The sequence below is a fragment of the Salinivibrio sp. IB574 genome, assembly GCF_001996205.1.
GTDB classification, from domain to species: Bacteria; Pseudomonadota; Gammaproteobacteria; order Enterobacterales; family Vibrionaceae; genus Salinivibrio; species Salinivibrio proteolyticus.
The window spans coordinates 119,940-144,176 of sequence record NZ_MUFN01000001.1; the positions used below are offsets into that span (position 1 = coordinate 119,940).

A 24,237-nucleotide genomic window follows, 5' to 3' on the forward strand; every position below is an offset into this window, starting at 1 on the left:
AAAATCAGACTATCATTTTGCTTCTGTCAGGCGAAATTTTGCCATAATTAAAGCATGGAGTAGGAGGTGTGTATGAAAATAAGGCCGGACGCCTATTTGGCTAACCTTCTGATTGTATTCAGCTTAATTTTGTCGCCTGTCCATGCGGCATCGCCTAACAGCAGTAGCAGTGTGCGGTTTTTGACCGAATCAGCCGGACAGTCTTTGTCAGCCGATGAGCATCATAAACGCGCCTATCAGCATGCCCGAGATTGGCTGCAAGCGGCCGCGCCGGATGCCACTGTGCTCGCCTATCCTGATCTACTCACCCGCGACTATCTGGAACACGGATTCGTTTTGCTGTGGGAGCGAGACGATGCGCGCTATGAACTCGAAACACAAGTGAACGTCATTTCACTTGCTGGGATCAGCCCCGAGTTTGAATGGCGAGCATGGCAATTACGCCAGCTTCGCGAGCAAGGCCAAGATTTGGCATACGATGTGTTTGCGACCGATACCCTCTATGCACTCCTCAGCTATCAGGCCGCTATTCCCCAGAAAGGAAAACAATGGTTTTTTGGCGCTCAACATCGCGCGCCACTTCCGGCGCCTGCTTTGCCCGTCCGGGAACAGGTATTTCAGGCTGGGTTAGACCATACGCTTTACGCCTTTTTATACCATCGTCGCCCAGCTAATCAGCAATATCGCGCGTTAGTGACCGAAATTATCCGGCTACAACAAGATGCGAACCAACTTTGGCCAACGGTGGCATTAAACGGATTAGTCAGACCCAATGAGGCGGTAGCGACAACCTTTGCGTTGAATTTGGTAGAAAATCTGCGGCGAGCGATTGATGGGCACAGCGTTCGTTATGGCGGTGACTTGTTGGAGGCCGTGCGCGAATTCCAAGGGCAACATGGACTGACGGTGGATGGCATCATTGGTCCATCGACGGCACGATGGCTAAATCGTGATGCGCAAGACCGCATTCGATTGCTCGCGCTCAATGCTGAGCGGCTTCGCCTATGGCCGGATAATCAGCCGAATCGTATTGTGGTCAATATTCCCGATTACCGGATGACCTTATGGTTTGATGATCAAAGTGTGTTTGAAAGTAAGGTCGTGGTTGGACGCACATCGCGCCGTACACCATTGTTTTCGTCTCGGCTTGATTCGGTGGTGCTTAACCCCAGCTGGAATGTGCCGCAAAGTATTGTGCGACGGGATATTTTGCCAAAGTTAGCGCGCGATGAGTCTTACCTGAGCCAAAACCATTATCGAATTCTGCCTGATTGGCACAGCGATCAAAGCATCGATCCAACCACGATTGACTGGCAGCAAGTGCGGGTTGATGGGTTTCCTTATCGCTTGCAGCAAGCGCCGGGCAAGCTAAATGCCTTGGGACGATTTAAATTTAACACCCCTAATCGTAATGCGATTTATCTGCACGATACGCCGGCACGCAGCTTGTTTAGCAAATCACGCCGCGCGTTTAGCTCCGGCTGCATTCGGGTGGAATATGCCGAGGAACTGGCCAATGTGCTGCTCGATTTGTCAGGGCAACGTTTGACCGACTATCAAACCTATCTGGATGCGACGCAAACCAAGTGGATCAGTTTGCGTCGCCCACTCGCCGTACAAACCATATATCAAACGGCGTGGGTGACGGAAGACGGGCGCGTTGCATTTCGAGATGATGTTTACGCCTATGACACCAAACCTAATCGAGATGTCACGACGCGGGAGCCGAGTTATTTGACTCAGCAGCGACCGCTACAACAAAACGAACATACTCAGTAGTCCTAATAAGCATTCAAAAGCGGGCGGTCTCTGCAAAGACGACGAGGGTCAGCGGCACGAGAGTGTCGCGCCGCTGCATAACGCTGAGGTCTATTCGGTTTGATGGGCCAAATGAGGGGCGATATAGCGCTGATAGCGTTTAGCTTTAAGCTTGGTTAAATCAACGAGGACCAAACCATCAATACAGTCGGCAAAGTCAGGATCGACGCCGAAATCTAAAAACTGCACGCCGCCAGGCTCGCATAACTCACTGTACTGCTTGTACAAAGTCGGGATCCCGACGCCAAGGTGATCCAACAGCATTTTGAGCTGTTTGAGATCCCGCTGATAATCATCGCCACTAAAATGGGCAAGTAATTCACTCTCTTTCGCGGCCGCCAAACGGTAGGGGCGTTTAGAGCGTGCGTAATCACTGTCTCCGGCAAAATAGGTACGGTAGAAAAAGATCAGCAACTCTTTGGCCGCTTGTGGCATGGCGTTGCTGATAGTCACTGGGCCAAATAAATATCGATACTGAGGACGCTGGGCCAACAGGGCACCAATACCAAGCCATAGATAGTCGAGACTGCGCTTGCCCCAATACTTGGGCTGCACAAAACTGCGGCCCAGTTCCAATCCCTGAGCAAGAAAAGGTTGCATACCTTGCTCAAAGTCAAACAAGCTGGCGCTGTAGATCCCCTCTATTCCTTGAGCTGCCACGGTTTTTTGGGTATCACACAGCCGATACGCACCGACAATATCCAGCTCGACCGGATCCCAGAGCACAAGGTGCCAATAATGCTGATCGAATTTATCGAGATCGCGTCGAGCTCCCGTCCCTTCTCCGACAGCGCGAAAGGCGACTTCGCGTAAACGCCCAATTTCTCGCATGATGGGTGAGTCGGCTTGATAGTCGATGAGAAAGATCAACTTACCATCGGGGGTTTCTCCCAGCTTTTCACTGGTTTCTAGCGCACGCTTGAGATCTAACCGCGGTTCAGGAGCGGCAATTGCAGCTTCGGTGGGGAATAAACCGGGCTTACCTTTTCCCAATCGGTAGAGGTGTTTGTGAAATAGCTTTACCCGTGTTCTCACCGGGAGATTGGCACTGGGACTGTAGCTATGGTGTGGGATCATTTCACCAATGGTAAAGACGATGGTTTTATTCTCTTGGCGGAACATTTCCTCTACCAAGAGTAAGGTCGACAAGGGTTTGTACACCATGGACGCGCCATAAAAGGTGGCAGAGTTTCGTCCGTCAACATGAATAGGAAGGATTGGGGCCTTAGCTTTGGTCGCCATCCGTAAAAAGCCTTGTTGCCATGGTCCATCTTTAATGCCAGAAGGGGCGACGCGCGACACTTCACCGGCCGGGAAAATAATTAGCGCGCCGTCGTTATCGAGCCATTGATTGATGTTTTGGAGGTTTTCTTTTGGGGTGCGACCGCCCATGTTGTTGACAGGGAGCAGACACGAATGCAAAGGAGTAATTTGCATAAGAAGCTCGTTCGCGATCACTTTTACATCAGGACGTACCGAACGCACCATTTTTAGCAATGCCAAGCCGTCTAACGATCCTATCGGATGGTTGGCGATAATGACCACGCGCCCCGATTCAGGAATGCGCTCTTTTTCACGATCACTGACGCGGTAGCTGAAATTAAAGTAATCCAGTACCTGCTCGACAAACTCAAACCCTTGTAGGTGAGGGTAACGGTGGGCGAAATCGTGGAACTCCTGCTCGTGTAACAGTCGTCGCAACGTTTTAATCATGGGGCGTTTAAGCCATGCGCGTTGCTCCAGTTTGGGGTAATTCGAAGCTAATACCTTATCAACATCAAACATAGTCAACCTTGCGTCCAGAACCGTGCTCATGCACTGTTTGGTTAGACGTTAAAAACGACATTTGCTTACATCCTCACCGTCTTTAGTGCGAACTCATCGCACATAACGCGGTAAAGATCACAAAATAGCCGCTATCTATGGTTGGTGGGGGTCACCATCACCGTATAGGCATCAATGCTAGGTAGGAAAGGTGACAACGGCTTGGCAGCACAGTTGCAAACTCATGACAGCATGGCATAGTGAGGCCCATATTCATTAGCGTAGACAGAGACGGTTGTGTGTGACACGGCCTCGCGAATAAAAGGGATCTCTCATGGCGTTGCATTACGAGATTGTGCCAGTTACGGCATTTCAACAAAATTGCTCCATCATTTGGTGTGATAAAACCAAGCAAGCTGCCGTTGTCGATCCGGGTGGTGATATTGCGAAAGTGCGCCAAATGATTCATGCACTTGACGTTACCGTAACGAAAATTTTGCTGACTCATGGCCACCTTGATCATGTGGGCGGAACGATTGAGCTTGCCAAAGCGTTAGATATTCCAGTGATTGGGCCGCATAAAGAAGATGCATTTTGGCTGCAAGCCTTGCCTGCACAGGCGCAGATGTTTGGCTTTGCGCATGCCGAGCCGTTTGAGCCAGACCAATGGCTGGAACAAGGCGATACGGTGACGGTTGGAGAAGGACAATTATCGGTATTATTTACTCCGGGCCACACGCCAGGCCATATTGTTTTTGTGGACGAGCAAGGTCGTACAGCGTGGGTTGGCGATGTGCTATTCAATGGAGGGATTGGCCGCACTGATTTTCCGAAAGGAGATCACGCAACCTTGATCAATGCCATCAAAAACACCTTATTGCCGGTGGGGGACGATGTGACTTTCATTCCGGGTCATGGCCCGACGTCCACGCTGGGGCATGAGCGACAAACCAACCCCTTCCTGACCGGGGCGTTTTAGCGCCGTTCGATAGGTAGCTGCGCTCGTCGCTGTCACTCTTGGGCGGCGGCGAGATAGCGTCGCGTCACGCCTACAAAATCCTCCAACGGCCTATCCAATAAATCTTCACTGACAAAAATGTCATAGCCAAGAAGCTCGCGAGTATAGCGCATGCGATTGGCGAGCATCGCCATCAGCCCTTTGTATAGGACACCGTTTTCACCGCGATATGGCGTATCGTCAAACATCATATCTTCAAGCGGTTTACTGGGTTTACTGGGGGCGCGGCGATAGGCGGTAATTAACAGGGCGCGCTGAGTCATAATGATATGCGTGACCATGCGCAGGCTGATCCCCTCGAGGAGAGCGTCATAGTGCTTGATTTTAATCCCCACCCAGGGGAGAGGCTCACTGATCCCCTCTTGCCGATAAACCTGTGGAATACCGATAGCTGCGATATTTTTCCACTTTAGTGCCCACCCCCCGCGAAAACTATGATGCTGTAGGTGCATAAAAGAGAGGGAAAAGGAGAGTTGTACGCGCTGTAGCAACTTATTGATGGTGAAAAAAATGGCGATAATGGCGATTAATCCCAGTACGCCTTGGCCGAATGACAAGGTGGGTTGGATCAGAAAAAAACAAACTAACCCGAATGCAACCGCCATGGCTGCGAGCATACTCCACCGAGCGGCTTCAAATTGCGGAGGATAGATTTTAACCGTTTTTAGCGCGTCCATGATCCTACGTGCAACCTGTGGGTAAAAAACCAGCGATGTCGGCGGTCCACTTTGCGGGTGGATGTGCCAACGGGCGACACTCTGTCTCGAGTCGAAAACATCTCTTCTTTTAATCAGTATACGAGGAAAGTGTCTGATTAGTTTGCCTAAAAAACACTGGATTGGTAAACATTTGTCGCGGAATATCACGATCTTTACGCGCACTCGGGCACACTTACCTACAAAAGAGCGTCAAAATTTGGTATAAAACGCGCTTTGTTTTTCACCCGCTGCATTCAGAGGCTCTGAACGTAGTGCATCGGAGTAGGATGATTGAATGAAAATCTCTCACAAGCGTAAGGTACAATTCAAACTGAACAAGCGTGTAAAGGCAACGTCGCCAGCACGTCAGCGTCCAGTTAAAACTCAGCCAGTTGCCGCAGCAAAGCCTGCACCTGCCGCCGCGCCAGCAGCTGCTGCAAGCATCTCAGTGTCACTCACGCCAAAGCAACAACAGGTGCTTGATATTGTACAAGCCAACCCAGAAGGGATTAATCCTAAAGGCATCGGTTTGGCTGCCGGTCAAGAAGATAGCAAAGCCGCCTCTTGGGCGACAGGCGCGCTGAAAAAACTCACCGAAGAGGGTGTGGTGGAGCGTGTGCAAGTGGCATCTAACAAGGTTATCTATAAAGCCTGTTAATCGCATTTGCTGGCCCGCTTAAGCTGCTGATGGCATCGATACCATTAGCGTTTAAGCGGGTTACTCACTCTACCGACCTTCTTTATACGCTTTTCTTATTTTCATGTGGCAACAACGTGAATAATGCAGTGATTTTTCATTGAGTTGTTCTTTTATTGTTAAAAAATCTTGTCATTATTACGCATTCGCGTGATTAAAGCTTGATCAGACGCAAAATACTGTATGATCTTCCAGACATCTGTTTAAAACTGCATATAGTAGAGGGACGTCAGTTTTCTCTCTTTGTCTGGAGGTAAAAGCCATGGAAGCGCTGTCTACCCAGCTGAAAACACCGACTGAAGTCGTTTTCGACTACACCCATTTTCTATGCGAAGAACAACAGCCTAACTGGACGTTTGTCGACATATTTCGCAGTTTGTTGCCTGCATTTAATACGGTGCTTGAGCATCACGCCCAACAGGCATTGACCGCTCAAGATCGTCTGCATCAGCAAGCGGCGCAGGTACTCTCATTTCGCAATACAGATACGGTTAACTTAGTACGCCTTGCCAAATTGGCTCAGCAACAAAGTATTCGCGAGCTAACTATTTTGATGCCTTATGCGCTGGACTACCGTCAAATGGAGGCAATTAGCGACCAAACGGGTGCACTGTTGGAGTACAGCAACGAAAATCGTGAGTGGGTACGCCTCACTTTTCCTTCTGTTTAACGTCTCGACGAATTGCTTCAATGGCAGTGCAACACGGCTGGATTTACAAACGCCACCCACTGTGTCCCTGTTTCATAGTGAGTGATTTTCTCGGCTTGCGGTGAAAAGGCCAACACAGCGCAAGAGGTATTCGCTTTCACAGCACCTTCCACGAGTGCGCAGTCATCGTAACCGTTGCGGCTGCGGATCACTCTCACTTGATCAGGATGAATTCCCCATTGCTGAAGATGTTTGGCCGTAAATGTACGCGGTGGATTGATGACAGTGATCCATTTGGGCTGTCGTGCCTTGAGCGCTAATGCTCGCATCATCGCTTGCCAATGAGTTTGTCGTGCATCTTGCATCGCATATGTGGCGGTGTGTGTTAACGGCGCGGTATTGGTTGCGTGATGTACGGGCGTAATATTGGTAAGAGATGATGTCGTGTACATGCGAATACCTGTATATATGATCAATACTGTATAAAAGAACAGTATTATTAAATCTGATCGTTGGCAAGTTGCCTGATGATTAATTTGTGATCAGGATCGTTATCTCTATCGTGTTGTGATCGGAAAGGCGATAGTCGAACAAGGAGCGTTCGTGAACAAAACGACACTGTTTTGTAGGGGCGAGGTATTGGCCACCTCTCTGCATCATCAGGGAATTCAGATATAATCAAGGAGTTTTAAATTGAGTCGGAGAGAGCATGGAGCAAGAGTTTTGGCATCAACGTTGGGCCGAAAATCAAATTGGCTTTCATCGCGATAGCGTACACCCCATGTTGATGGCGTATTGGTCTGCACTAAACCCGCGTTTGGACGAGGAAGTGCTGGTTCCGTTGTGTGGTAAGTCTATCGATTTGAATTGGCTAGCCGAGCGTCATGAGCGTGTGGTTGGGGTAGAGCTTAGTGATATCGCGGTACGCGCTTTTTTCTCTGAAAACCTTTACACACCGCAAGTGTATACGGCACCTTCTGGACACACGCATTATTGCTTTGACGAATTAGAGTTGATCAGTGGTGATTTCTTTACTGCGCGTTTGCAGCCGGCACCGTTAATTTATGATCGGGCGGCGTTAGTGGCAATGCCACCATCGATGCGTCAGCAGTATGTTGATCGCGTCACTTCCTTACTAGCCCCAGGTGGTCGCATGTTGCTTGTCACTCTGTTTTATCCACAAAGTGATGATCATCCGCCATTCTCTATGGATGAACAGCTGGTTAGACAGACCTATCAAGGTATGAAAGTGACCTTGCTCGATACCTGTACCGAACCCTGTGGTGAGCGAGGGGAGCAAGTCTGGCTGATTCAAGCCGCTGAATAATGATAAAAAAGGGCCATCAGGCCCTTTTTCTATCGAGTGCGTTACGCTGGTTTGGCTTTGGTGGCGTGATACTGACGGGATTCCCAGTGCGTGATAAAGAACACGGCGGCGATAATAATGCCGGCCCCTAGCCATAATCGACCGGGTGGAACCCAGCTAAAGACTAACCAGCCAAATAACACATTTAACGGCAATTTGGCGTGATCAAACGGCTGAACAAATGAAGCATCTGCAACGGCATAGGCCTTGGCGATGGCCCATTGGGCTAAGGCGGTGAGCAGGCCAGCACCGATCAGCATCCACCATGCTGTCGCACTTGCTGGTAGCGTCCAATCCGGTACGGCAAGCACCAAATTAAAAGGCGTGATCAATAGCAACAGGTAGACCACCATAGTTGTTGGCGGATCATAGGCGGATAAACGTTTGACCATCAGCGAATAGGTGGCCCAAAAAAACGCAGCGCCGACAGGCAATAAGGTGGCCCACGTAAATCCTTCTGACCAAGGCTCCAAGATAATCATCGCACCACAGAAACCCGCGAGGGTTGCTAAGCTGCGAGCGATACCGACACGTTCTCGTAAAAATAACCCAGAACCGATGGTGGCAAATAAGGGAGAAGTCATCAGTAGAGCAATACCTTGCCAAATCGGTACAGGGTAGGCGAGGGCCCACAGCCACAGTTGAATGCCAATCACCGAGATAAACACGCGCAGACAGTGTTTTCCTAAATGTTCTGTTTTTAATGCGTGGCGTACACCCAGCTGTTTCAGCCACGGGATCATGGCAACCAGTGCGATCGCATATTGAATAAAGGCAACGGTGGTTGACGGCAAGCCGAGTTTAAAACTGACGTATTGTGAGAGGCTATTAACCAGCGCAAAACAGAGGCCGGCGATCAACATCCAGGCAGCACCTTGGATGGGATTATGAATTTGTTTCATCGCTGTGGTTATCCGAAAAAAGATGCTCGGATAGTAGCGTAAAACAGGCCGCAGAGCGACTAGAAATCAATGCGGCCTGATGTTTTGTATTAAGCTCTTAACCCTGCATATAACAAGGGAATGTCGGGATTAATGGCATCCAAGCTCGCTTGGGTATCGGCCAGATGGCTCACGGTACTGTTCACCACTTCGGCTAATGCCACAGAGGCAATCTGATCCCACGAGTAGCCCGCCATATTGGCGGCAATTAAAGCAACTTGAAGCGGAGGCAAACTCGGATTAAAGGCCGCATTCTCGGCATACATTCCTTTAAATACACGGCCATCGCTTGTTTCAATCGCGACACCGCTGTAGTTGCCCGAATAAGGTGCATGGCTAATGTTCGCCGCTTCAACGGCTTGTTTAAGCAGAGGATCGTCAATATCGTCCGCCGTTAAGCCTTGCGTTTGGTCGGCAAGCAGTCGCGCTTCAATACCTAGGTCGGCAGGGCCAAATGCTTCGGGAAGATAAGTGTGCAGTGATTTAGCGTCCGATTTAGGCAGTTGAATCACTAAGTCCTCAGCACCATTTAACTCGTTCATAAACTGGCGACAATGGCCGCAAGGACTGTAATTAATGGTGATGTCGGTTAAGCGCGTCGCCCCTTTGGTCCATGCGTGGCTGATCGCAGATTGCTCTGCATGCACGGTTTGTCCGAGTTGAACGCCAGTCAGTTCGATATTTGCACCTAGGTATAACGTGCCATCTTCTCCTCTGACTATCGCCCCAACATTGAAACGAGAAATGGCTGTCACAGCATAGGCTGCGGCCAGCGGGAGTAAAGCAAGGCGCAATGCCGCGCCAGACAGACCACTCGCGGCTTCCATATCTGCCACTTGCGCGGGCGTAAAGGTCGCATCAAACGCCGATGCGTGAAGCCATTCCGAGACGGTGCTCTGTAGTGAGTCTGGCAATTGTGTCAGTGCGTCAATGAGTGCGGTTCGCATAGCATCACTTCTAAATGGTTAACGGCCTATCAGTGTAGAGAAGCGATCTTGATAAATGTGTGAGTAACATCACGCATACAATGCAAATATGATCTTGTTGCTCAAACTTAGAGTGACGTCAAAATTTTTAAGCCTGTAAATACAGTCACTATGATTGCTTTTAAATACAGTCACGAAGCTTGCTATTCCGGTTGCCAGTCCACGTAGGGGCGATGAACTTTATAATACTCACGCGCTAATGCGCCACTGTCACGCAGGCGAGTGATCAACGCGGTGAGGTAGGCATCAATGGCCTGACCTTTCTTTCCTTTGGGGATCACAAATACATCTTGAAAATCAGCAAAATGTGCGCGGCGAATATTGGTTAGCCCTAACTGCTTGAGCATCATATCGGCTTCTTCTTGTGCCCAAACAAACCCATCAATGCGGCCAGCGGCGAGACGGCGCAAGGATTGTTCTATGCCGTGCGAACGTTCGACTTTAAACGGCATGTAGTAAGGCACTGCCTCAATCGTATAAGGTCTCGGATTAGCCCATAGGACATCAACGGGGAGGGGATTATTCTTATGGGTATATAAAACATGGGTGACATCGCCAAACGACTCACTGCTAAATGCAAAGGGCAAATCGGTGACTGTTTTCGTTGGGCGCACGGCGGGCAGCATTAAATCGGCACTGCCTTGTACGATACCATTAATCGCGCGATGAATGGGAAATACGGTGATTTCGATTTGTGTGTTCGGATCTTGGTCATCGAGAAAGCGTACAAAATCCACGAACGGCCCTGACCCGTCAAGGTTTATCAGTCCCGGCAGTTCCCCCATGTGGATCACCAATGTGTGTGGAGGGGCGTCACTGTTCGATGGCTGCGCCTGTATCGGTGACGGCCCTATCAAGAAAAGCACTAACGCGCTGAGCAGCGCGCCGACTCGTCCTGCTTGGATCGGCATATTAAGGTTGCCAATCATCATAGGGAGCATGAATTTTCCTGTGTTGCTGCTCTAGCTCACCGCTTTCGATGAGAGGTGTGAGCAATTGGGTTAGGTAGGCATCGATCTCTTCTCCCGCTTCACCTTTCGGGATCATAAAGACATCTTCCATATCCGCGAATAACTCGCGCTTAATATCGGTATAGCCAAGCTCTCTCAACACTTGGTCGGCTTCGGTTTGCGCCCAAATAAAGGCATCTATCCTGCCATTATGCAGCCGTTTAAGTGACTGGCGTATGCTGTGAGAGCGGACCACTTCAAAATCAAAGTCATGAGGAATGGATTCAATAATGTAACCATCTGGATTGGCTTTTAGCAGCGTTGCATTCAGTGGCTTAGATTTATGGGTATAGAGCACGTGCGGAACAACGCCAAAAGAGACGGTGCTAAAGGCAAAGGGTAGATCACTGATATCTTCTTTTAATGGACGAATAGCAGGGAGCGCGATATCGGCTTGGCCTCGAGAGATATTGTTGATCGCGCGAAAAATTGGATAAATGCTGATCGTGATGTCTGTACTCGGATCTTGGGCGTCGAGATAACGAGCAAAATCGACAAAGGCGCCGGAGCCATCAAAATTAATCAGTCCCGGAATTTCTCCCATGTGCAAGGTTATCGTGCGGTTCGCTTCCTGTTGAGCCAATGCTGAGAGACTGATCAACATGGCGACTAGCGTGACAACAACCAATGATACTGATTTCGTGAGCATAGGCCCCTCCATACAACAAACTGGCTCTGGGCTGTTCGGGTTTACCCAAGCATGTTATTTACATCGACTGATCGGCTTATGTGAGTAATGCTGTTATTCCAATAATCACGGTTGCAGCGCTAAGTAACACAATCAGTGGTTTGGTGATACTAAAGTCTGCCGCTTGTAAATCATCTGGCTTGGCGAGCGATGGTGGCTCATCGGCTTGTGGCTGCGTTCTCGGTGCGGGTCGATGCGACAAGGTTTGTTGGGGCAAGGCAACGCGGTAGCCAAACTCGCCTACCACTTCAAAGGGCAAGCACTTTTTGCCGTTACGATAGGACTTTGCCATTAAAGACGTCACCACACTTTGGTGCTGCGCAAACGAGCTATCCGGTAATGCAACTTGCTTAAATAGCGTGCGGCTGGATAGCACTTCTCCCGCGTAGTAGCAAAGCATTTCTAGCATGCGTGACTCTTCGTAGGACAGTACCGTGATGGTTTGGTCGGTCCAATATAAGGTTCTGCTTTCTGGTTCGAAATCAACATCCGCAAATCGATAACAGCGCGTATTCACTTTGGTTGTCATAATTGAGCCCACTCCACACGATACTCTTTTTAAAAGTGTGGACTCAAATCACGGTTCTGCAACTAGAATATGGACGTTTTTTTTGGTAGACGAAGTTGGACAGCGTGTGAGGAAATTTTGAAAAGCGATTATCTATCAGAAAGATAGTAGGCTTTCCCTTGCCAGCGGCTCCGATGATACCACGGCAAGGGAAGCAAAATTAACTGACCAAGGATTCCACATAATGGTACACCGCTTTGAGGATCTTCAGCTGGTGTTCATCGTCTTGGTGAGCATCGACCAATTGCTGTAAGTTTTCCATGTATGCAGGCAAGTGGGCCTCGAAATAGTCGCGACGGTGCATAAACCACTTTTGCTGCTCAGCGTCAGTCAGTGTCCACGGATAATTACGCGCGCGATAGCGGAACAGCAGCGGCTTTATGCGCCAGTCGTCAACGCTCAAATCGAGCGCGGCAAGGTTTTCAGGATCGCGCGCTCGAATAATTTCCATCGCACTTTGATCACTTTTCGAGAAAAAGCCTGCATATAGGGCACTATCGACGTCCTGATCGTCAAAGGGTTTTGATTCGGCAAAGACGGCAACCAGCTTTTCTCTCAGCTCTGGTGCGCCTTTGAGCGCTTTTAGATGACGCAAGCAGGCTTCGCGATCCACCCCTAAGCGCGCAGCATCTTCCGGACGTAGGGTTTTGGCATCAGCTAAGACCGGGCATTTGTTGATGTGCACGAGTTTCAGTGGTGCCGGTAATTCATCCTCCGCGAGTGCATGATGAGGCGTATACAAACGCTCGCGCAGCGCATCGACATCAAGCTCAAAAAGCGGTGCTGGGTCTCGCGCCAAATCAATGGTGATCACCGCATTGGGATTTTCAGGATGCCAAGCAACCGGCACGATCCAACTGGTGTTGCTTCGCTCGGTGCCAAACATACCCGAGACATGAACCAGTGGGGTCATATTCACCACATCAATCAGGGTTTTGATTTTGTTTTTATGGCGATGGGTCAGCAAATAATTGAATAAACGCGGTTGCGCAGCTTTTACTTTTTTGGCCAGCTCAATGGTGGCGTATACATCCGCCATAGCATCATGCGCATTACTGTGCTCAATGCCGTTGGCAACCGAGAGTTTTTCCAGCTTAAAGCTTGGCTTGCCATTTTCATCATGCGGCCACTCAATACCCTCGGGGCGCAACGCATAGCAAGCGCGCATCACATCGAGTAAATCCCACCGTGAATTTCCGTTTTGCCAACTCCAACCGTACGGGTCATAAAAGTTACGGTACAACGTGTAGCGGGTCACCTCATCATCAAAGCGTACATTGTTATATCCGAAGACACAGGTATTTGGCTGAGAGAGCGTCTCATGGATACGGGCGATAAATTCGGGCTCAGGTAAGCCTTTTTTCACCGCTAACTGTGGTGTGATCCCGGTGATTAAGCAGGCTTCTGGTGCGGGCAAATAATCATTCGGAGGCTGACAAAACAGCACTAAGGGCTCGCCAATAACGTTGAAGTCGCTATCAGTGCGCACGCCGGCAAACTGACAAGGGCGGTCTTTACCCGGGTGGGTGCCAAAGGTCTCAAAGTCGTAGATAAAAAACGTTGGCTGGGCGGTGTCGGTCACAATCGCATCCAATCTGATCAAAGAAAAGAAAGCAGGCTCAACCACCTGCATTAGACCGCACATGGTAACATTGGCATCGCGGATCACCAATCCTCGCGCGCTTGTTAACCTAAACGCCTGCACATTGGCAGGCGTTTACACCAAACAGTGGGTCTTTTGCGATTAAGAAGCCAGTTTTTTGAGCTGCTGTTTTGCATCGTCAATGGCTTTGCTGGCCAGGTCTTCACCCATGGCGAGGCCTTCCGCGTAGACAAATTCAACGTCTGTAATACCGATAAAACCAAGTACGGTTTGCATATAACCTGTCACGTGATCGGTGTTACCGCCTTTGTGCATCCCACCTCGTGTGGTGACAACGATAGCGCGCTTACCTGTCACTAAGCCTTCAGGACCATTTTCGGTATAGCGAAATGTCACGCCAGCACGGGCAATAAGATCAATCCACGCTTTCAGCTGTACGGGCACCGTGAAGTTATACATCGGGGCGGCGATAATTAGCGTATCGCTTTGTTGGATCTCGTTGATCAACTGGTCAGAAAGCGCCAACGTTTGCTGTTGACGTTCATTCAGATCACTGCCGCCACGAAGGCCACCGGCAAGCTCGCCGTCAAGGATCGGCAATGGATTGGCTGCCAAGTCACGCTCAACCAAAGAATCAGGTGATAGGTTGTTCACCACGCCATCGATCACGGCGTTCGAGCTAGAATGGGGGCCAAGAATACTTGATTTGATGACAAGCGCTTTCATTACGTTCTCCTTAAAATTAACGGGCTGCATATTGCGACCTTGGTTAGTGTAGGGTTTGGGCGTAAAAACACCACGTCAAGGATTCGTTAAACTTGTTCAAAAATTTCGTTGATGTAACAACTTTTCGAGTGAGCATTGGCAGTTATCAAGCAGGGGCGTATGATTGCGCTCGGCTGTCGTCCAAAATGTAAAAATAATGTTATAATGGCCGTTGTGTCGGACAGACAGCTTGCATTGGGGAAGCGCCACAATCAAATCAACAAGCCGTGTGCTTGTGTGGACGCAACGGGATTTGAGGAATAGCGCGTGAAAAATCTATTTATGTTAGACGTGGATGGTACGCTGGTAGACAGCTGCCAAATGGACCACGAGTGTTTTAGTGAAGCCATTTTTGCTGTGACGGGACTGACAGTGCCTGATGATTGGGGTGGATACACCAATATCACCGACGCAGGTATCATCGAAGAACTCATCGATAAAAACGACCTGAAAAAAGAGAAAATCACCATTTTCCGAGAAGTGAAACGTGTGTTTATGCAAAAGCTCGCGCACGCCATTGCGGAAAACGGTATGACTCCCATTCCGGGCGCGGTCGAGTTTATCAATGAGATGCGTCAAGTACCTTCTGTCGCCCTCGCCATTGCGACAGGTGGCTGGGAAGAAACCGCGCGGATGAAGCTAAAGGCGGCCGGTTTTAATGTCGATGGCATCGTGTTCTCCTCATGCTCGGATGCGATGAGCCGCAGTGAAGTGATGGCACTCGCGGCGTTCCGCGCCAAGCAAGATTATGGCGTGCAGTTTGATCGCCGAATTTATTTTGGTGACGGGGTATGGGACAAACAGGCGACTCAATCACTGGATTATGAGTTCGTCGCGGTAGGGGATAAAGTGGAACACCACACCCGAATCAACGATTTTGTTAATCTACGCGCCATTTTAGGGCGTTTAGGCATAGAAGAAACCGATGCGGTGAAGTTTGCGTAAGCAATGACAGCCTGTTGAGTAATACGTAAAAGCCGGTGAGGTGTACTCACCGGCTTTTTTACGTTTGCTGTATTAGCGGGCTGACCGAGGTGGTAACGAGCCACTCATACACTTAGCCGTAACTTAATGCACTTGGCTGCAAGTGGTATGCTCGGCACGGGCTGGGCTCGCCGCCTCTTGATTAAAGTAAGCGCGCGTTTCATTGATCACCACATGGCGAAGTAGCAACAAGCCAATCAGGTTCGGGATCGCCATTAAGCCATTAACGATATCAGCAAGGATCCAAATGGTGTTCAGATGGATAAAGGATCCTGATGCAATCAATCCAATAAAAATGAGCTTATATAGATAGATAGCGCGTTTACCGAACAAATAAGCGACACAACGCTCACCATAGTAATGCCAGCCTAGAATGGTGGTGAAGGCAAAAAATAACAGGCCAATATTCACCAGCATGGGCCCAATGCTGCTCTCCATACCGACTGCAAAGGCATGGGAGGTCATCGCGGCCCCTGCCAGCTCCCCTGACCATGACTGGGTCAGAATTAGGGTCAGGCCCGTCATGGTACAAATCACCAGCGTATCGATAAAAGTACCGGTCATGGAAACAAGGCCTTGCTCAACGCAAGAATCGGTTTTGGCTGCAGCCGCGGCGATAGGGGCGCTGCCCAGTCCTGACTCATTAGAAAATACGCCGCGTGCAATACCGGCTTGAATCGCAAGCATCATTCCCGCACCGGCAAAACCACCGGTTGCTGCCATTCCCGTAAACGCGGACTCAAAGACCAGCGCGACGGCGTGTGGGAGTTGTTCAATGTTCGCCCCAAGCACCCATAAACACGCGACCACATAGAATACCGCCATCACGGGAACGATTTTGGCCGCTACGGCTGAAATCGACTTCACCCCGCCAATGGTTACGAGGGCGACCAATGCGGTTAAGATCCCTGCAACCGCCACGGTGGGAATATTGAACAGGTGAGTTGCGGCACTGCTGATGGCGTTAACTTGCGGGAAGGTGCCAATACCAAAGCAGGCGACGCCTAATCCAAACAGCGCGAACAGCTTCGCTAAAAGCGGTTGCCCAGCCCCTTTAGAAAGGTACATCATGGGCCCGCCCAGCATATTGCCCTTGTGGTCGGTTTCGCGATATTTCACCGCCAGCAAGCATTCTGCATATTTGGTTGCCATGCCTAAAAACGCGGCTAGCCACATCCAGAATAGGGCGCCGGGACCGCCCAGTGCGATAGCGGTTGCGACACCAATAATATTTCCTGTCCCGATAGTCGCGGACAATGCTGTACATAAAGCCGCAAAACCAGAAACATCGCCTTGGGTTGAGGCATCCGCCGGTTTAAAAATTTGTTTTAGTGCAAAAGGTAAACGGCGTAGCTGGATAAACCCTAACCGTACGGTAAAGAACAGACCGGTTCCGGTGAGTAGTAGTAAGAGCGGTGGGCCCCATATCCAGTCGTCAATGGTGGCGAGAAGTGATGGTATATCTGGTAATTGAGTTAGAAATTGCATTTATCCCCCTTTAAACATCAAAGGAGGAGATAAGCCACACTAATATTAACAAAAGTGCTACATATTGGGGTGGGTATCTCCTCTGTCCTTTTGCCTGAGAGTTTCACTTGAAAACAAGCTTGCTCCTTCGGCGCCCGACTTAACGGGTCTCTCCAGAGGCTCCTCCAACAGCAGTCCATACATTTAAGTGCCTGAAAGATTTACTTCTTCGGCGGATGGCGAATGCCACCTCTCTCCTGCTGTCTTCATCGGAACGTCATATTGCGGTAAGTATGATAGATCACAGAAATATGAATGCAATGCAAAAATGAATAAAGAGTCTTATCAATTAAAGAAGCGCGCAAAATTTGCACTCTTTAAACTTTTATCTCCGAACAATAGGGTGCTGGCTATACTGAAATCTCGACCCATAAATACTCAATAAATGTGATCCTTTGCCGATAACACGGATCAACACCTTGTGATTAAGTTTGCAAGACGAAGCCGTAATGATGGGCCCTGATATGACCACTTGGAACGAACTTTTAGGCGTTGGCGCCAGTGAAAGCGCCGAGCAAATTAAACAACGCTATCGTCAACTTTCTATTCGTGTGCATCCAGATAAAGGCGGAAGCACAGGGTTGATGCAGCTTGTCAGTGAAGCGTATCAAGCGGTTAAAAATGGCAAGGGCGATCACAGCCCGCTCGACAGTCAACAATCTGCTGGTGGCACGGCAGCATTGCGAAGCCAAGTGGCGCGGTTACAAAAAGAACTCGCCGCATTGCAGCAAGAGAATCGAACTTTACGAGCCCGCCAAGCGAACAACCAAATCCCTGCGCATCTGACCGCGAAAATTGCCAAGCTGGAGTTTGATAATCGCCAATGGCGGGAGCACTATCAGAAGCTGGAAAAGCAACATCATGTCTTAGAAGAGCAGCATCAGCGGTTATCAAAGCAACATGACAGTGACAAGAAAGAGAGTAAACAGCTCAATCGAGAATTAAAACAGGCACTATCTCAGGTTGAACAACTGGAAACCGAGCTCAAACACAAAGCAACGCCAGTGACGCTTAAAGCCGCAAAGCCCGGCTTAGCATGGCGTTGGGTATTGGCTTCTTGGGGCGTTATTGCGGTGCTGATGTTGCCGACTAGCCACTGGCAAAGCATGATGGGGACATTGTTAGGCCAATCGGCGCCAGAGGTGGCGCAACGTGTCAGAATTGTCGAACCGTTGGAAAACAATCAAACAACGGCACCTGCACCGACGCCGACACCAAAGGTAAGCGATTCGCGTGCGTCCATGCCGACTGCTCCGATGATCCAGCTAACTGCAACAGCGAATCAATGGCATGTGAATCAGTTTGATAAAGTACCACAACCTTATCTCGCGTTACGCAGTGAGCAAGGCTCGTATGTGGTGGCCAATTGCCAAGGGGAGTTTTACGTCTACCTTAATACCACCTATCAACCTTTACGCGTACCGCCAAATCTTGACTACATTACTCAGCGTCAACACTTTCATGTGTATGCAATTCCCTACGGACAAGGCGCGTCGATTGATAGTTGGCAGCTCGCCCGCAAAGTGAAAATATTTGACGATACCTTTGTCAGTGAGGATCTTGCCCCTCAACTCAGTGCGTTTGAACAATCGTGTCAACGAGCACCAGGGCTGACAGCGGCAAACTTTTAAAAAACCAGTAACACTTTCATTTGCATCGACATGGTTTACCGCCCAACTCAGGCGTCTGATTTGTCGCGCCTGTATTACACTGATCAATAAGGCTCGATTGATTTTGTGATAAGGAACGCCAATGTTAGACCAAGCCATGTTTGCGCATCGGTATGATCCACCTCGTCAGGATAGCGGCGGTGGGGTATTCAGGCGTTATCACATTGCCGTTTCTCACTCTGTAGCGGTAGAAGGCTTGGTGTCGGGGATCGGTATTCCCGCATGGTCGGAAGGGCGCACTGAATCGGCCAAAGATGCGGCGGTGCTGCACACCATGATGACCCAAGGCGCCAATTTAATTGGCCAACTGCAAGTGGATCCGCTCGCCTTTAGTATTACCGGCCTCAATCCTTTCTACGCAGAGCTTCGCAATCCAAAGTACCGTAAGTATCGCGTCGGCGGCAGTAATGCAGGGATTGCTGTCGCAGTCGCAAAAAAACTGGCTCACTTAGGCATTGGTAATGATGCTTTTGGCGGTGTACGCATCCCGGCGGCACATTGTGGCTTATTTGGCTATCGGCCTACGCCAGGGCTCATCGACGCGAGTGGTTTGCTACCTGCGGCAGAAACATTTGATAATCCGGGCGTCTGTAGTCAGGCATTAGCGCCCATTAGCCAGTTCCAAGAGCTGGTGGCGAAACCTTCAACGGCGATCAAAAACATTGTCGGCGTTGTGTTGGCAGAACCTATCTTCGCACTTTACTACAGTGACGAAGCCATGGATTGTTTCTACAAAAAATTAGAGGCGTTACCTTTACCGCATGAAACCACGTTGGCGATGAACAAACTCGTTTTAACACGAATTGAGAACGCCCAAGTTGCCATTGCCAGCCATGAGTTTTTACTGGTCTATCAAGAATGGCTGGAAAAGCAAAAGCTCGACTTGCCGTCTTCCACACAAAGCTACTTGGCCCGCCTTCAAGCGATTAATTACAAAGACCATTTCCAAGCGAAAAAAACGCGCAAGCAACTCAGAGATACCGTATGTGCGATGTGGCCAAGTGATAAAGTATTGATTCTACCGTCTACGCCGGGCGAGATCTTGCCAAGAAACGCAGGCCAAGAGCAAAGCGACATCTTTAATTTGGCACAAAGACGCCTCATGGCGCTGGCCGATGTTTGTGGGCTACCGCAGTTAACCTTGCCATTATTTAACTACCAAGAAGCTCCTTACGGTGTCACATTGCTGGCACATCCCAACAAAGATAAGTTATTGATGGAAGTAGCACACCGTTGGGTCGGTTAAGCTTAGTTCTGGAATCTTTAGCCACGCTGTCGTCAAGAAATTTCTATAAAATTGTATTTTATGCAATTAACTTGCTGATATTTAAAGTTTAAATAAGTTATCCGATGTCGATTTACTATCAACAGAAACTGTGGATAAGTAGTTGGATTAGTGTTGTTTTTAACGCATAACTATTTGAAAAATAACGCTGTGAGTTAGATTGGCTTTGGGGTTGAAGCACAGACTAAGCGCCAGTAGAAAGTGACAATTTGACTGTCACGTTTCCATAACGTGACAGAGACGATCAATTAACCACTCAGACGCTTCGCTGTGACATCATTTTTATCTGCGATTGGCCTTACCGTTAGACGATTTTACTTTATATTGGCTTTTACAATGACTACGGCCCACAGACGCTGAACGCAGCGCTTTGTGCTTGGTTTTACGGCCGTTTGTGCGTTCACGCCATACCTTAAAGCTGCGCGGCTTCAACTCACGGCGCATCAGCGCGATAACATCATCTTGTCGCAGGCCATACAGTGTTTCAATGGCTTCAAAAGGGGTCCTGTCTTCCCATGCCATTTCTATAATTCGGTCAATCTCTCCCGGTTGCTCGTTCAAAGCCATATCTGTCTCCCTATGCTGGTGGCAAATAATACGGGTAGCGCAGGAAAAACCGATCAGCGTGTTCTTTCTGACCAATCAATGCTTTCACCCTTATTTTTGGGACATTTAAAAATACACCATAAAAACAGTTAGTTACGAAAGGCCCTTTTTAACAAGGGTAAAAGACGATTTTTATCCTAACAGCCTGTTGTATCGAACGATTGTTAGGTTATTCTATTGTTCACTGCCGCACAGGCAGCTTAGAAACTGAGCGATACTGTTATCAAGGCTGTTAAAGTGTTCACTGCCGCACAGGCAGCTTAGAAAAAGCTCAGCGCCTTTTGCCGTGCTCTTTTCTGGTTCACTGCCGCACAGGCAGCTTAGAAAGCCGTCATTGGACTGGCGCCAATACTGGTAAGGTTCACTGCCGCACAGGCAGCTTAGAAAACTGCGACTCGGGCTGTCCGTGGTATTCAGCGGTTCACTGCCGCACAGGCAGCTTAGAAAAAAATGCAGGGTGCATCTTGCGATCACCCTTTGTTCACTGCCGCACAGGCAGCTTAGAAAGTAGAGCGCTTGCGCATCCCAAAAGCACTCCCGTTCACTGCCGCACAGGCAGCTTAGAAAGCACGACGAACGATGCAATGAACGCGACAAGCGTTCACTGCCGCACAGGCAGCTTAGAAAATGATAGCGCCTCTATGTTGTGGCGTTCTAAAGTTCACTGCCGCACAGGCAGCTTAGAAAACTTGCGCCCCATTTAGCTTGTTCAAGTCGATGTTCACTGCCGCACAGGCAGCTTAGAAATTGCGCAAAGGAAATATGGACAAAGTAATGGAGTTCACTGCCGCACAGGCAGCTTAGAAAACCAGAAGTACCGCCAGTGGTTCCACCGGATGGTTCACTGCCGCACAGGCAGCTTAGAAAATAATCACACCAAGAAAGGCCGGAGGTTGCTAGTTCACTGCCGCACAGGCAGCTTAGAAATGATGGCCGCTATGCGATTTTCTCAAATCCAGTTCACTGCCGCACAGGCAGCTTAGAAAATTTACTAAAATGTCTATGGTAAACGCGGTGTGTTCACTGCCGCACAGGCAGCTTAGAAACTGACGGGGTTAGGTATGTTGTTAGAGCCATGGTTCACTGCCGCACAGGCAGCTTAGAAACTCCTTCATTCTCGGGTCGAAGCTGCAAAACTGTTCACTGCCGCACAGGCAGCTTAGAAACTCCTTCATTCTCGGGTCGAAGCTGCAAAACTGTTCACTGCCGCACAGGCAGCTTAGAAAGCCTTGCTCCTCTTGGGTGAGGTCAACGCCGAGTTCACTGCCGCACAGGCAGCTTAGAAAGAGATAAATCACTCTCAATCAAATGTGAGTGAGTTCACTGCCGCACAGGCAGCTTAGACACTGAAATAGTTGCTTTTTTTATGCCAGTTCATTGTTGGTGGGTCGTGGCATGGAGGAAGTAGGGGGGGATGGTTCAATATCAACAAAAGCGTATGACTAGCAATGACTATACATGTTAATTTGACGCATGTTTGTAGCCAAAGTTAAGCTTGCAATTGCATGCTTTTGCATAGCTAAGCAGGGTTCTAAGGGTTGGATTACTTTTCCCTTTTTCAAGTCGAGAAATATTGCCTTCTTTCGTCCCCATACGTTCTGCAACCTGCTGTTGAGTTAGCCCGGCCTGCTTACGCATACTGAGTAACATCTCGATCAATTCAAACTCAGGCGTCAATTCATCGTATGCTTGTTTCACGTCTGGGTTTTGTAATGCTCTCGCTTTTAATGCCTGTAAGCTATTCATTTTTCACCTCTCTCATACGCCCTGTTGCCAATGCTAAGTCTTTCTTTGGTGTCTTTTGGCTTTTCTTCACAAATGCATGAAGGACATAGATGTTGGGACCGTCTAAATAACAGAATAGACTTCGCCCGATCCCTTCTTTTGCTCTGGCGCGAATTTCAAACAGGCCGTTACCTATTGATTCTGTGTGAGGAGGACCCAAGTTTGCGCCATGTTTTTCTATTAATTCAAGCAGCTTGAGCATTCGCGCTTGAATCTTAGGAGGCATGTTGAGAATGCTCTCTTCTACGCCTCGATAAAAAACAATATTCCAGTGCATCTTTCACTTCTCATTATCATATATGATAAGTGTTTGTGGGTCAAAATCCACTTATCATACCGAGTAACCCCTAGTCATCGTGGGCGATTATTGTTATCTGATTCGCATAACAATCGTACAGACAGTAGATTGCGATCTTCCTTCAAACCCTAAACTGTGCCTTGTTTCACGGGCATGCGTTGCTATTTTTGTTACCTTTCTAATGCTTGTGAGTGACCTGCTTGGTCACTCGGACAGTCACGAAAGGGACACCCATGGACGATCTCTCGCCCTCCGATCTTAAAACGATTCTTCACTCCAAACGCGCCAATATGTACTACCTCGAGCATTGCCGTGTGATGCAAAAAGACGGGCGTGTGTTGTACCTGGCGGAGGCCAAACGCGAAAACCTCTACTTTAATATCCCGATTGCCAATACCACCGTCTTACTGCTCGGCACCGGTACGTCAATTACGCAAGCGGCGATGCGTATGCTCTCGCAAGCGGGCGTGCTGGTTGGATTCTGCGGAGGTGGAGGCACACCGCTGCACATGGCAACTGATGTCGAATGGTTTACGCCGCAAAGCGAGTATCGACCCACCGAATATCTGCAAGGTTGGTTGTCTTTTTGGTTTGATGATCAAAAGCGACTGGACGCTGCAAAGGCTTTTCAGCTAGCTCGTTTGAGTTACTTAAAGCAGGTCTGGCAAGCGAGCCGTGAACTTAAGCTTGAAGGGTTTGATGTGGCCGAATTGACCGGTGCGCTCGACACCTTTGTGGAACGAACAGAGACGGCCAGCAAGCCGGCTGATTTATTGCTTACCGAAGCGCAGCTGACCAAAACGCTCTACAAACACGCGGCGAACCGCACGCAAAAAAACGGCTTTAAACGTCAGCATGAGGGCGACGATCTCGCCAACCGCTTTTTAAATCATGGCAACTACTTAGCCTATGGCTTGGCGGCGAGTTGTTTGTGGGTGCTTGGGATCCCGCACGGGTTTGCGGTGATGCATGGCAAAACCCGTCGCGGCGCGCTGGTGTTTGATGCGGCTGACCTAATCAAAGATGCCATCGTGCTGCCTTGGGCGTTTGTATGCGCCAAAGAAAACGCCACCGAACAAGAATTTCGCCAGCAAGTCCTGCAAGCCTTTATTGAACACAAAGCGATGGACTTTATGTTCAACACCATCAAAGCCATTGCGCTGCAAGATTTCTCTGAGGATGAGATAACGGAGCAGCAACGATGATGGTGACCTTTATTTCTCAGTGCGAGAAAAAGGCACTGAAGAAAACCCGCCGTGTGCTCGATGCCTTTGCCAACCGAATAGGTGATAACACCTGGCAAACACTGATCACCGAAGATGGCTTAAACACGGTGCGAAAAATGCTGAGCAAAACCGCCAGCCGCAGCACCGCGGTCAGTTGTCATTGGGTTCGTTCGCGAACCCATAGCCAACTCGTGTGGATTGTGGGTAATCGCCGCAAATTTAACTTAGAAGGCAATGTGCCGGTTAATCGTACTGAGCGCGACCTTAGCCACAAATAATGGGAGC

At 49.2% G+C, this 24,237-nt stretch carries 24 protein-coding genes, 1 CRISPR repeat array and 1 riboswitch; of the genes, 10 read left to right on the forward strand and 14 right to left on the reverse strand.

Features of this window, described 5'->3' with window-relative positions; all coding sequences use genetic code 11:
- The first annotated feature begins 72 nt into the window (after positions 1-72).
- Complete coding sequence (locus tag BZJ17_RS00525) at positions 73-1,779, forward strand: L,D-transpeptidase family protein (RefSeq protein WP_077639440.1); 1,707 nt, start codon at positions 73-75, stop codon at positions 1,777-1,779.
- Between the two features lie 90 nt (positions 1,780-1,869).
- On the opposite strand, the gene BZJ17_RS00530 is transcribed toward BZJ17_RS00525, so the two are convergent.
- A complete protein-coding gene (locus tag BZJ17_RS00530; RefSeq protein ID WP_077639441.1) occupies positions 1,870-3,603 on the reverse strand; it encodes a lysophospholipid acyltransferase family protein in 1,734 nt (577 codons plus the stop codon).
- A gap of 313 nt (positions 3,604-3,916) precedes the next feature.
- Between BZJ17_RS00530 and BZJ17_RS00535 the strand changes: the two genes are divergently transcribed.
- The gene (locus BZJ17_RS00535; RefSeq protein WP_077639442.1) at positions 3,917-4,561 is read left to right on the forward strand and encodes an MBL fold metallo-hydrolase; all 645 of its coding nucleotides are present in this window, start codon (positions 3,917-3,919) and stop codon (positions 4,559-4,561) included.
- Between the two features lie 32 nt (positions 4,562-4,593).
- Here the strand turns inward: BZJ17_RS00535 and BZJ17_RS00540 are convergent, their stop codons facing one another.
- Complete coding sequence (locus BZJ17_RS00540; RefSeq protein WP_069587033.1) at positions 4,594-5,277, reverse strand: DUF2982 domain-containing protein; 684 nt, start codon at positions 5,275-5,277, stop codon at positions 4,594-4,596.
- 316 nt (positions 5,278-5,593) lie between these two features.
- Here BZJ17_RS00540 and BZJ17_RS00545 point away from each other — a divergent pair, with 316 nt between their 5' ends.
- Positions 5,594-5,956, forward strand: coding sequence for a MarR family transcriptional regulator (locus tag BZJ17_RS00545; protein ID WP_077639443.1), 363 nt, complete (start codon positions 5,594-5,596; stop codon positions 5,954-5,956).
- 301 nt (positions 5,957-6,257) lie between these two features.
- On the forward strand, positions 6,258-6,665 hold the full coding sequence (locus BZJ17_RS00550) for a hypothetical protein (protein WP_069587029.1): 408 nt from the start codon (positions 6,258-6,260) through the stop codon (positions 6,663-6,665).
- 17 nt (positions 6,666-6,682) lie between these two features.
- Here BZJ17_RS00550 and BZJ17_RS00555 read toward each other — a convergent pair whose 3' ends face one another.
- The gene (locus BZJ17_RS00555) at positions 6,683-7,096 is read right to left on the reverse strand and encodes a hypothetical protein (RefSeq protein ID WP_077639444.1); all 414 of its coding nucleotides are present in this window, start codon (positions 7,094-7,096) and stop codon (positions 6,683-6,685) included.
- 257 nt (positions 7,097-7,353) lie between these two features.
- Here BZJ17_RS00555 and BZJ17_RS00560 point away from each other — a divergent pair, with 257 nt between their 5' ends.
- Complete coding sequence (locus BZJ17_RS00560) at positions 7,354-7,971, forward strand: thiopurine S-methyltransferase (protein WP_069587025.1); 618 nt, start codon at positions 7,354-7,356, stop codon at positions 7,969-7,971.
- Positions 7,972-8,012: 41 nt separating this feature from the next.
- On the opposite strand, the gene BZJ17_RS00565 is transcribed toward BZJ17_RS00560, so the two are convergent.
- From BZJ17_RS00565 to BZJ17_RS00595, 7 genes are all read right to left on the reverse strand, one after another.
- On the reverse strand, positions 8,013-8,912 hold the full coding sequence (locus tag BZJ17_RS00565) for a DMT family transporter (RefSeq protein ID WP_069587024.1): 900 nt from the start codon (positions 8,910-8,912) through the stop codon (positions 8,013-8,015).
- An 89-nt stretch (positions 8,913-9,001) separates the two neighbouring features.
- Positions 9,002-9,898 carry a cytidine deaminase gene (gene cdd, locus BZJ17_RS00570; protein WP_077639445.1) on the reverse strand — a complete coding sequence of 299 codons (897 nt, stop codon included), beginning with the start codon at positions 9,896-9,898 and terminating at the stop codon, positions 9,002-9,004.
- Positions 9,899-10,080: 182 nt separating this feature from the next.
- Positions 10,081-10,878, reverse strand: coding sequence for an ABC transporter substrate-binding protein (locus BZJ17_RS00575; RefSeq protein ID WP_198534049.1), 798 nt, complete (start codon positions 10,876-10,878; stop codon positions 10,081-10,083).
- Positions 10,850-11,596 carry a hypothetical protein gene (locus BZJ17_RS00580; protein ID WP_077639446.1) on the reverse strand — a complete coding sequence of 249 codons (747 nt, stop codon included), beginning with the start codon at positions 11,594-11,596 and terminating at the stop codon, positions 10,850-10,852. Before BZJ17_RS00580 ends, BZJ17_RS00575 begins: the two co-directional genes overlap by 29 nt.
- A gap of 76 nt (positions 11,597-11,672) precedes the next feature.
- Entirely contained in the window at positions 11,673-12,164 is a 492-nt protein-coding gene (locus BZJ17_RS00585) for a hypothetical protein (RefSeq protein ID WP_077455865.1), read from the reverse strand.
- Between the two features lie 199 nt (positions 12,165-12,363).
- Complete coding sequence (sbcB, locus tag BZJ17_RS00590) at positions 12,364-13,785, reverse strand: exodeoxyribonuclease I (RefSeq protein WP_077639467.1); 1,422 nt, start codon at positions 13,783-13,785, stop codon at positions 12,364-12,366.
- Between the two features lie 162 nt (positions 13,786-13,947).
- The gene (locus BZJ17_RS00595) at positions 13,948-14,532 is read right to left on the reverse strand and encodes an FMN-dependent NADH-azoreductase (protein WP_069587020.1); all 585 of its coding nucleotides are present in this window, start codon (positions 14,530-14,532) and stop codon (positions 13,948-13,950) included.
- A gap of 306 nt (positions 14,533-14,838) precedes the next feature.
- Between BZJ17_RS00595 and BZJ17_RS00600 the strand changes: the two genes are divergently transcribed.
- Positions 14,839-15,516 carry an HAD family hydrolase gene (locus BZJ17_RS00600; RefSeq protein WP_241836733.1) on the forward strand — a complete coding sequence of 226 codons (678 nt, stop codon included), beginning with the start codon at positions 14,839-14,841 and terminating at the stop codon, positions 15,514-15,516.
- A gap of 123 nt (positions 15,517-15,639) precedes the next feature.
- Here BZJ17_RS00600 and BZJ17_RS00605 read toward each other — a convergent pair whose 3' ends face one another.
- Positions 15,640-17,043: a sodium:alanine symporter family protein gene (locus BZJ17_RS00605; protein ID WP_077639447.1), complete on the reverse strand. Its 1,404-nt coding sequence runs from the start codon at positions 17,041-17,043 to the stop codon at positions 15,640-15,642.
- 72 nt (positions 17,044-17,115) lie between these two features.
- Positions 17,116-17,209, reverse strand: a riboswitch (glycine riboswitch).
- Between the two features lie 322 nt (positions 17,210-17,531).
- Here BZJ17_RS00605 and BZJ17_RS00610 point away from each other — a divergent pair.
- Positions 17,532-18,713: a J domain-containing protein gene (locus tag BZJ17_RS00610; protein ID WP_077639448.1), complete on the forward strand. Its 1,182-nt coding sequence runs from the start codon at positions 17,532-17,534 to the stop codon at positions 18,711-18,713.
- Between the two features lie 121 nt (positions 18,714-18,834).
- The gene (locus BZJ17_RS00615; RefSeq protein WP_077639449.1) at positions 18,835-19,998 is read left to right on the forward strand and encodes an amidase family protein; all 1,164 of its coding nucleotides are present in this window, start codon (positions 18,835-18,837) and stop codon (positions 19,996-19,998) included.
- Positions 19,999-20,319: 321 nt separating this feature from the next.
- On the opposite strand, the gene BZJ17_RS00620 is transcribed toward BZJ17_RS00615, so the two are convergent.
- The 3 genes from BZJ17_RS00620 to BZJ17_RS00630 form a co-directional block, all read right to left on the reverse strand.
- Entirely contained in the window at positions 20,320-20,604 is a 285-nt protein-coding gene (locus BZJ17_RS00620) for a TIGR03643 family protein (RefSeq protein WP_069587016.1), read from the reverse strand.
- Positions 20,605-20,822: 218 nt separating this feature from the next.
- Positions 20,823-21,989: direct repeats of the CRISPR family, unit length 28 nt; unit sequence GTTCACTGCCGCACAGGCAGCTTAGAAA.
- 115 nt (positions 21,990-22,104) lie between these two features.
- On the reverse strand, positions 22,105-22,389 hold the full coding sequence (locus BZJ17_RS00625; RefSeq protein ID WP_077639450.1) for a helix-turn-helix transcriptional regulator: 285 nt from the start codon (positions 22,387-22,389) through the stop codon (positions 22,105-22,107).
- Positions 22,382-22,705 (reverse strand): type II toxin-antitoxin system RelE/ParE family toxin, encoded by a 324-nt coding sequence (locus tag BZJ17_RS00630; protein WP_077639451.1) that lies wholly within the window; start codon positions 22,703-22,705, stop codon positions 22,382-22,384. The genes BZJ17_RS00625 and BZJ17_RS00630 overlap by 8 nt, the downstream gene beginning before the upstream one ends.
- 254 nt (positions 22,706-22,959) lie before the next feature.
- On the opposite strand from BZJ17_RS00630, the gene cas1f reads away from it, so the two are divergent.
- Positions 22,960-23,931 (forward strand): type I-F CRISPR-associated endonuclease Cas1f, encoded by a 972-nt coding sequence (gene cas1f / locus BZJ17_RS00635; protein ID WP_077639452.1) that lies wholly within the window; start codon positions 22,960-22,962, stop codon positions 23,929-23,931.
- Positions 23,928-24,230: a hypothetical protein gene (locus BZJ17_RS17265; protein WP_241836734.1), complete on the forward strand. Its 303-nt coding sequence runs from the start codon at positions 23,928-23,930 to the stop codon at positions 24,228-24,230. The genes cas1f and BZJ17_RS17265 overlap by 4 nt, the downstream gene beginning before the upstream one ends.
- The last annotated feature ends 7 nt before the right edge of the window (positions 24,231-24,237 follow it).

Excerpts from the sequence above, each read along its gene's own strand:
- BZJ17_RS00615 (WP_077639449.1), top strand. The coding sequence starts at position 18,835 with ATGTTAGACCAAGCCATGTTTGCGCATCGGTATGATCCACCTCGTCAG.
- BZJ17_RS00580 (WP_077639446.1), bottom strand. The coding sequence starts at position 11,596 with ATGCTCACGAAATCAGTATCATTGGTTGTTGTCACGCTAGTCGCCATG.
- BZJ17_RS00625 (WP_077639450.1), bottom strand. The coding sequence starts at position 22,389 with ATGAATAGCTTACAGGCATTAAAAGCGAGAGCATTACAAAACCCAGAC.
- cdd (WP_077639445.1), bottom strand. The coding sequence starts at position 9,898 with ATGCGAACCGCACTCATTGACGCACTGACACAATTGCCAGACTCACTA.
- BZJ17_RS00540 (WP_069587033.1), bottom strand. The coding sequence starts at position 5,277 with ATGGACGCGCTAAAAACGGTTAAAATCTATCCTCCGCAATTTGAAGCC.
- BZJ17_RS00630 (WP_077639451.1), bottom strand. The coding sequence starts at position 22,705 with ATGCACTGGAATATTGTTTTTTATCGAGGCGTAGAAGAGAGCATTCTC.
- BZJ17_RS00530 (WP_077639441.1), bottom strand. The coding sequence starts at position 3,603 with ATGTTTGATGTTGATAAGGTATTAGCTTCGAATTACCCCAAACTGGAG.
- BZJ17_RS00545 (WP_077639443.1), top strand. The coding sequence starts at position 5,594 with ATGAAAATCTCTCACAAGCGTAAGGTACAATTCAAACTGAACAAGCGT.
- BZJ17_RS00565 (WP_069587024.1), bottom strand. The coding sequence starts at position 8,912 with ATGAAACAAATTCATAATCCCATCCAAGGTGCTGCCTGGATGTTGATC.
- BZJ17_RS00560 (WP_069587025.1), top strand. The coding sequence starts at position 7,354 with ATGGAGCAAGAGTTTTGGCATCAACGTTGGGCCGAAAATCAAATTGGC.
- BZJ17_RS00585 (WP_077455865.1), bottom strand. The coding sequence starts at position 12,164 with ATGACAACCAAAGTGAATACGCGCTGTTATCGATTTGCGGATGTTGAT.
- BZJ17_RS00550 (WP_069587029.1), top strand. The coding sequence starts at position 6,258 with ATGGAAGCGCTGTCTACCCAGCTGAAAACACCGACTGAAGTCGTTTTC.
- BZJ17_RS00620 (WP_069587016.1), bottom strand. The coding sequence starts at position 20,604 with ATGGCTTTGAACGAGCAACCGGGAGAGATTGACCGAATTATAGAAATG.
- BZJ17_RS00595 (WP_069587020.1), bottom strand. The coding sequence starts at position 14,532 with ATGAAAGCGCTTGTCATCAAATCAAGTATTCTTGGCCCCCATTCTAGC.
- BZJ17_RS00605 (WP_077639447.1), bottom strand. The coding sequence starts at position 17,043 with ATGCAATTTCTAACTCAATTACCAGATATACCATCACTTCTCGCCACC.
- BZJ17_RS00555 (WP_077639444.1), bottom strand. The coding sequence starts at position 7,096 with ATGTACACGACATCATCTCTTACCAATATTACGCCCGTACATCACGCA.
- BZJ17_RS17265 (WP_241836734.1), top strand. The coding sequence starts at position 23,928 with ATGATGGTGACCTTTATTTCTCAGTGCGAGAAAAAGGCACTGAAGAAA.
- BZJ17_RS00575 (WP_198534049.1), bottom strand. The coding sequence starts at position 10,878 with ATGCTCCCTATGATGATTGGCAACCTTAATATGCCGATCCAAGCAGGA.
- BZJ17_RS00525 (WP_077639440.1), top strand. The coding sequence starts at position 73 with ATGAAAATAAGGCCGGACGCCTATTTGGCTAACCTTCTGATTGTATTC.
- BZJ17_RS00610 (WP_077639448.1), top strand. The coding sequence starts at position 17,532 with ATGATGGGCCCTGATATGACCACTTGGAACGAACTTTTAGGCGTTGGC.
- cas1f (WP_077639452.1), top strand. The coding sequence starts at position 22,960 with ATGGACGATCTCTCGCCCTCCGATCTTAAAACGATTCTTCACTCCAAA.
- BZJ17_RS00535 (WP_077639442.1), top strand. The coding sequence starts at position 3,917 with ATGGCGTTGCATTACGAGATTGTGCCAGTTACGGCATTTCAACAAAAT.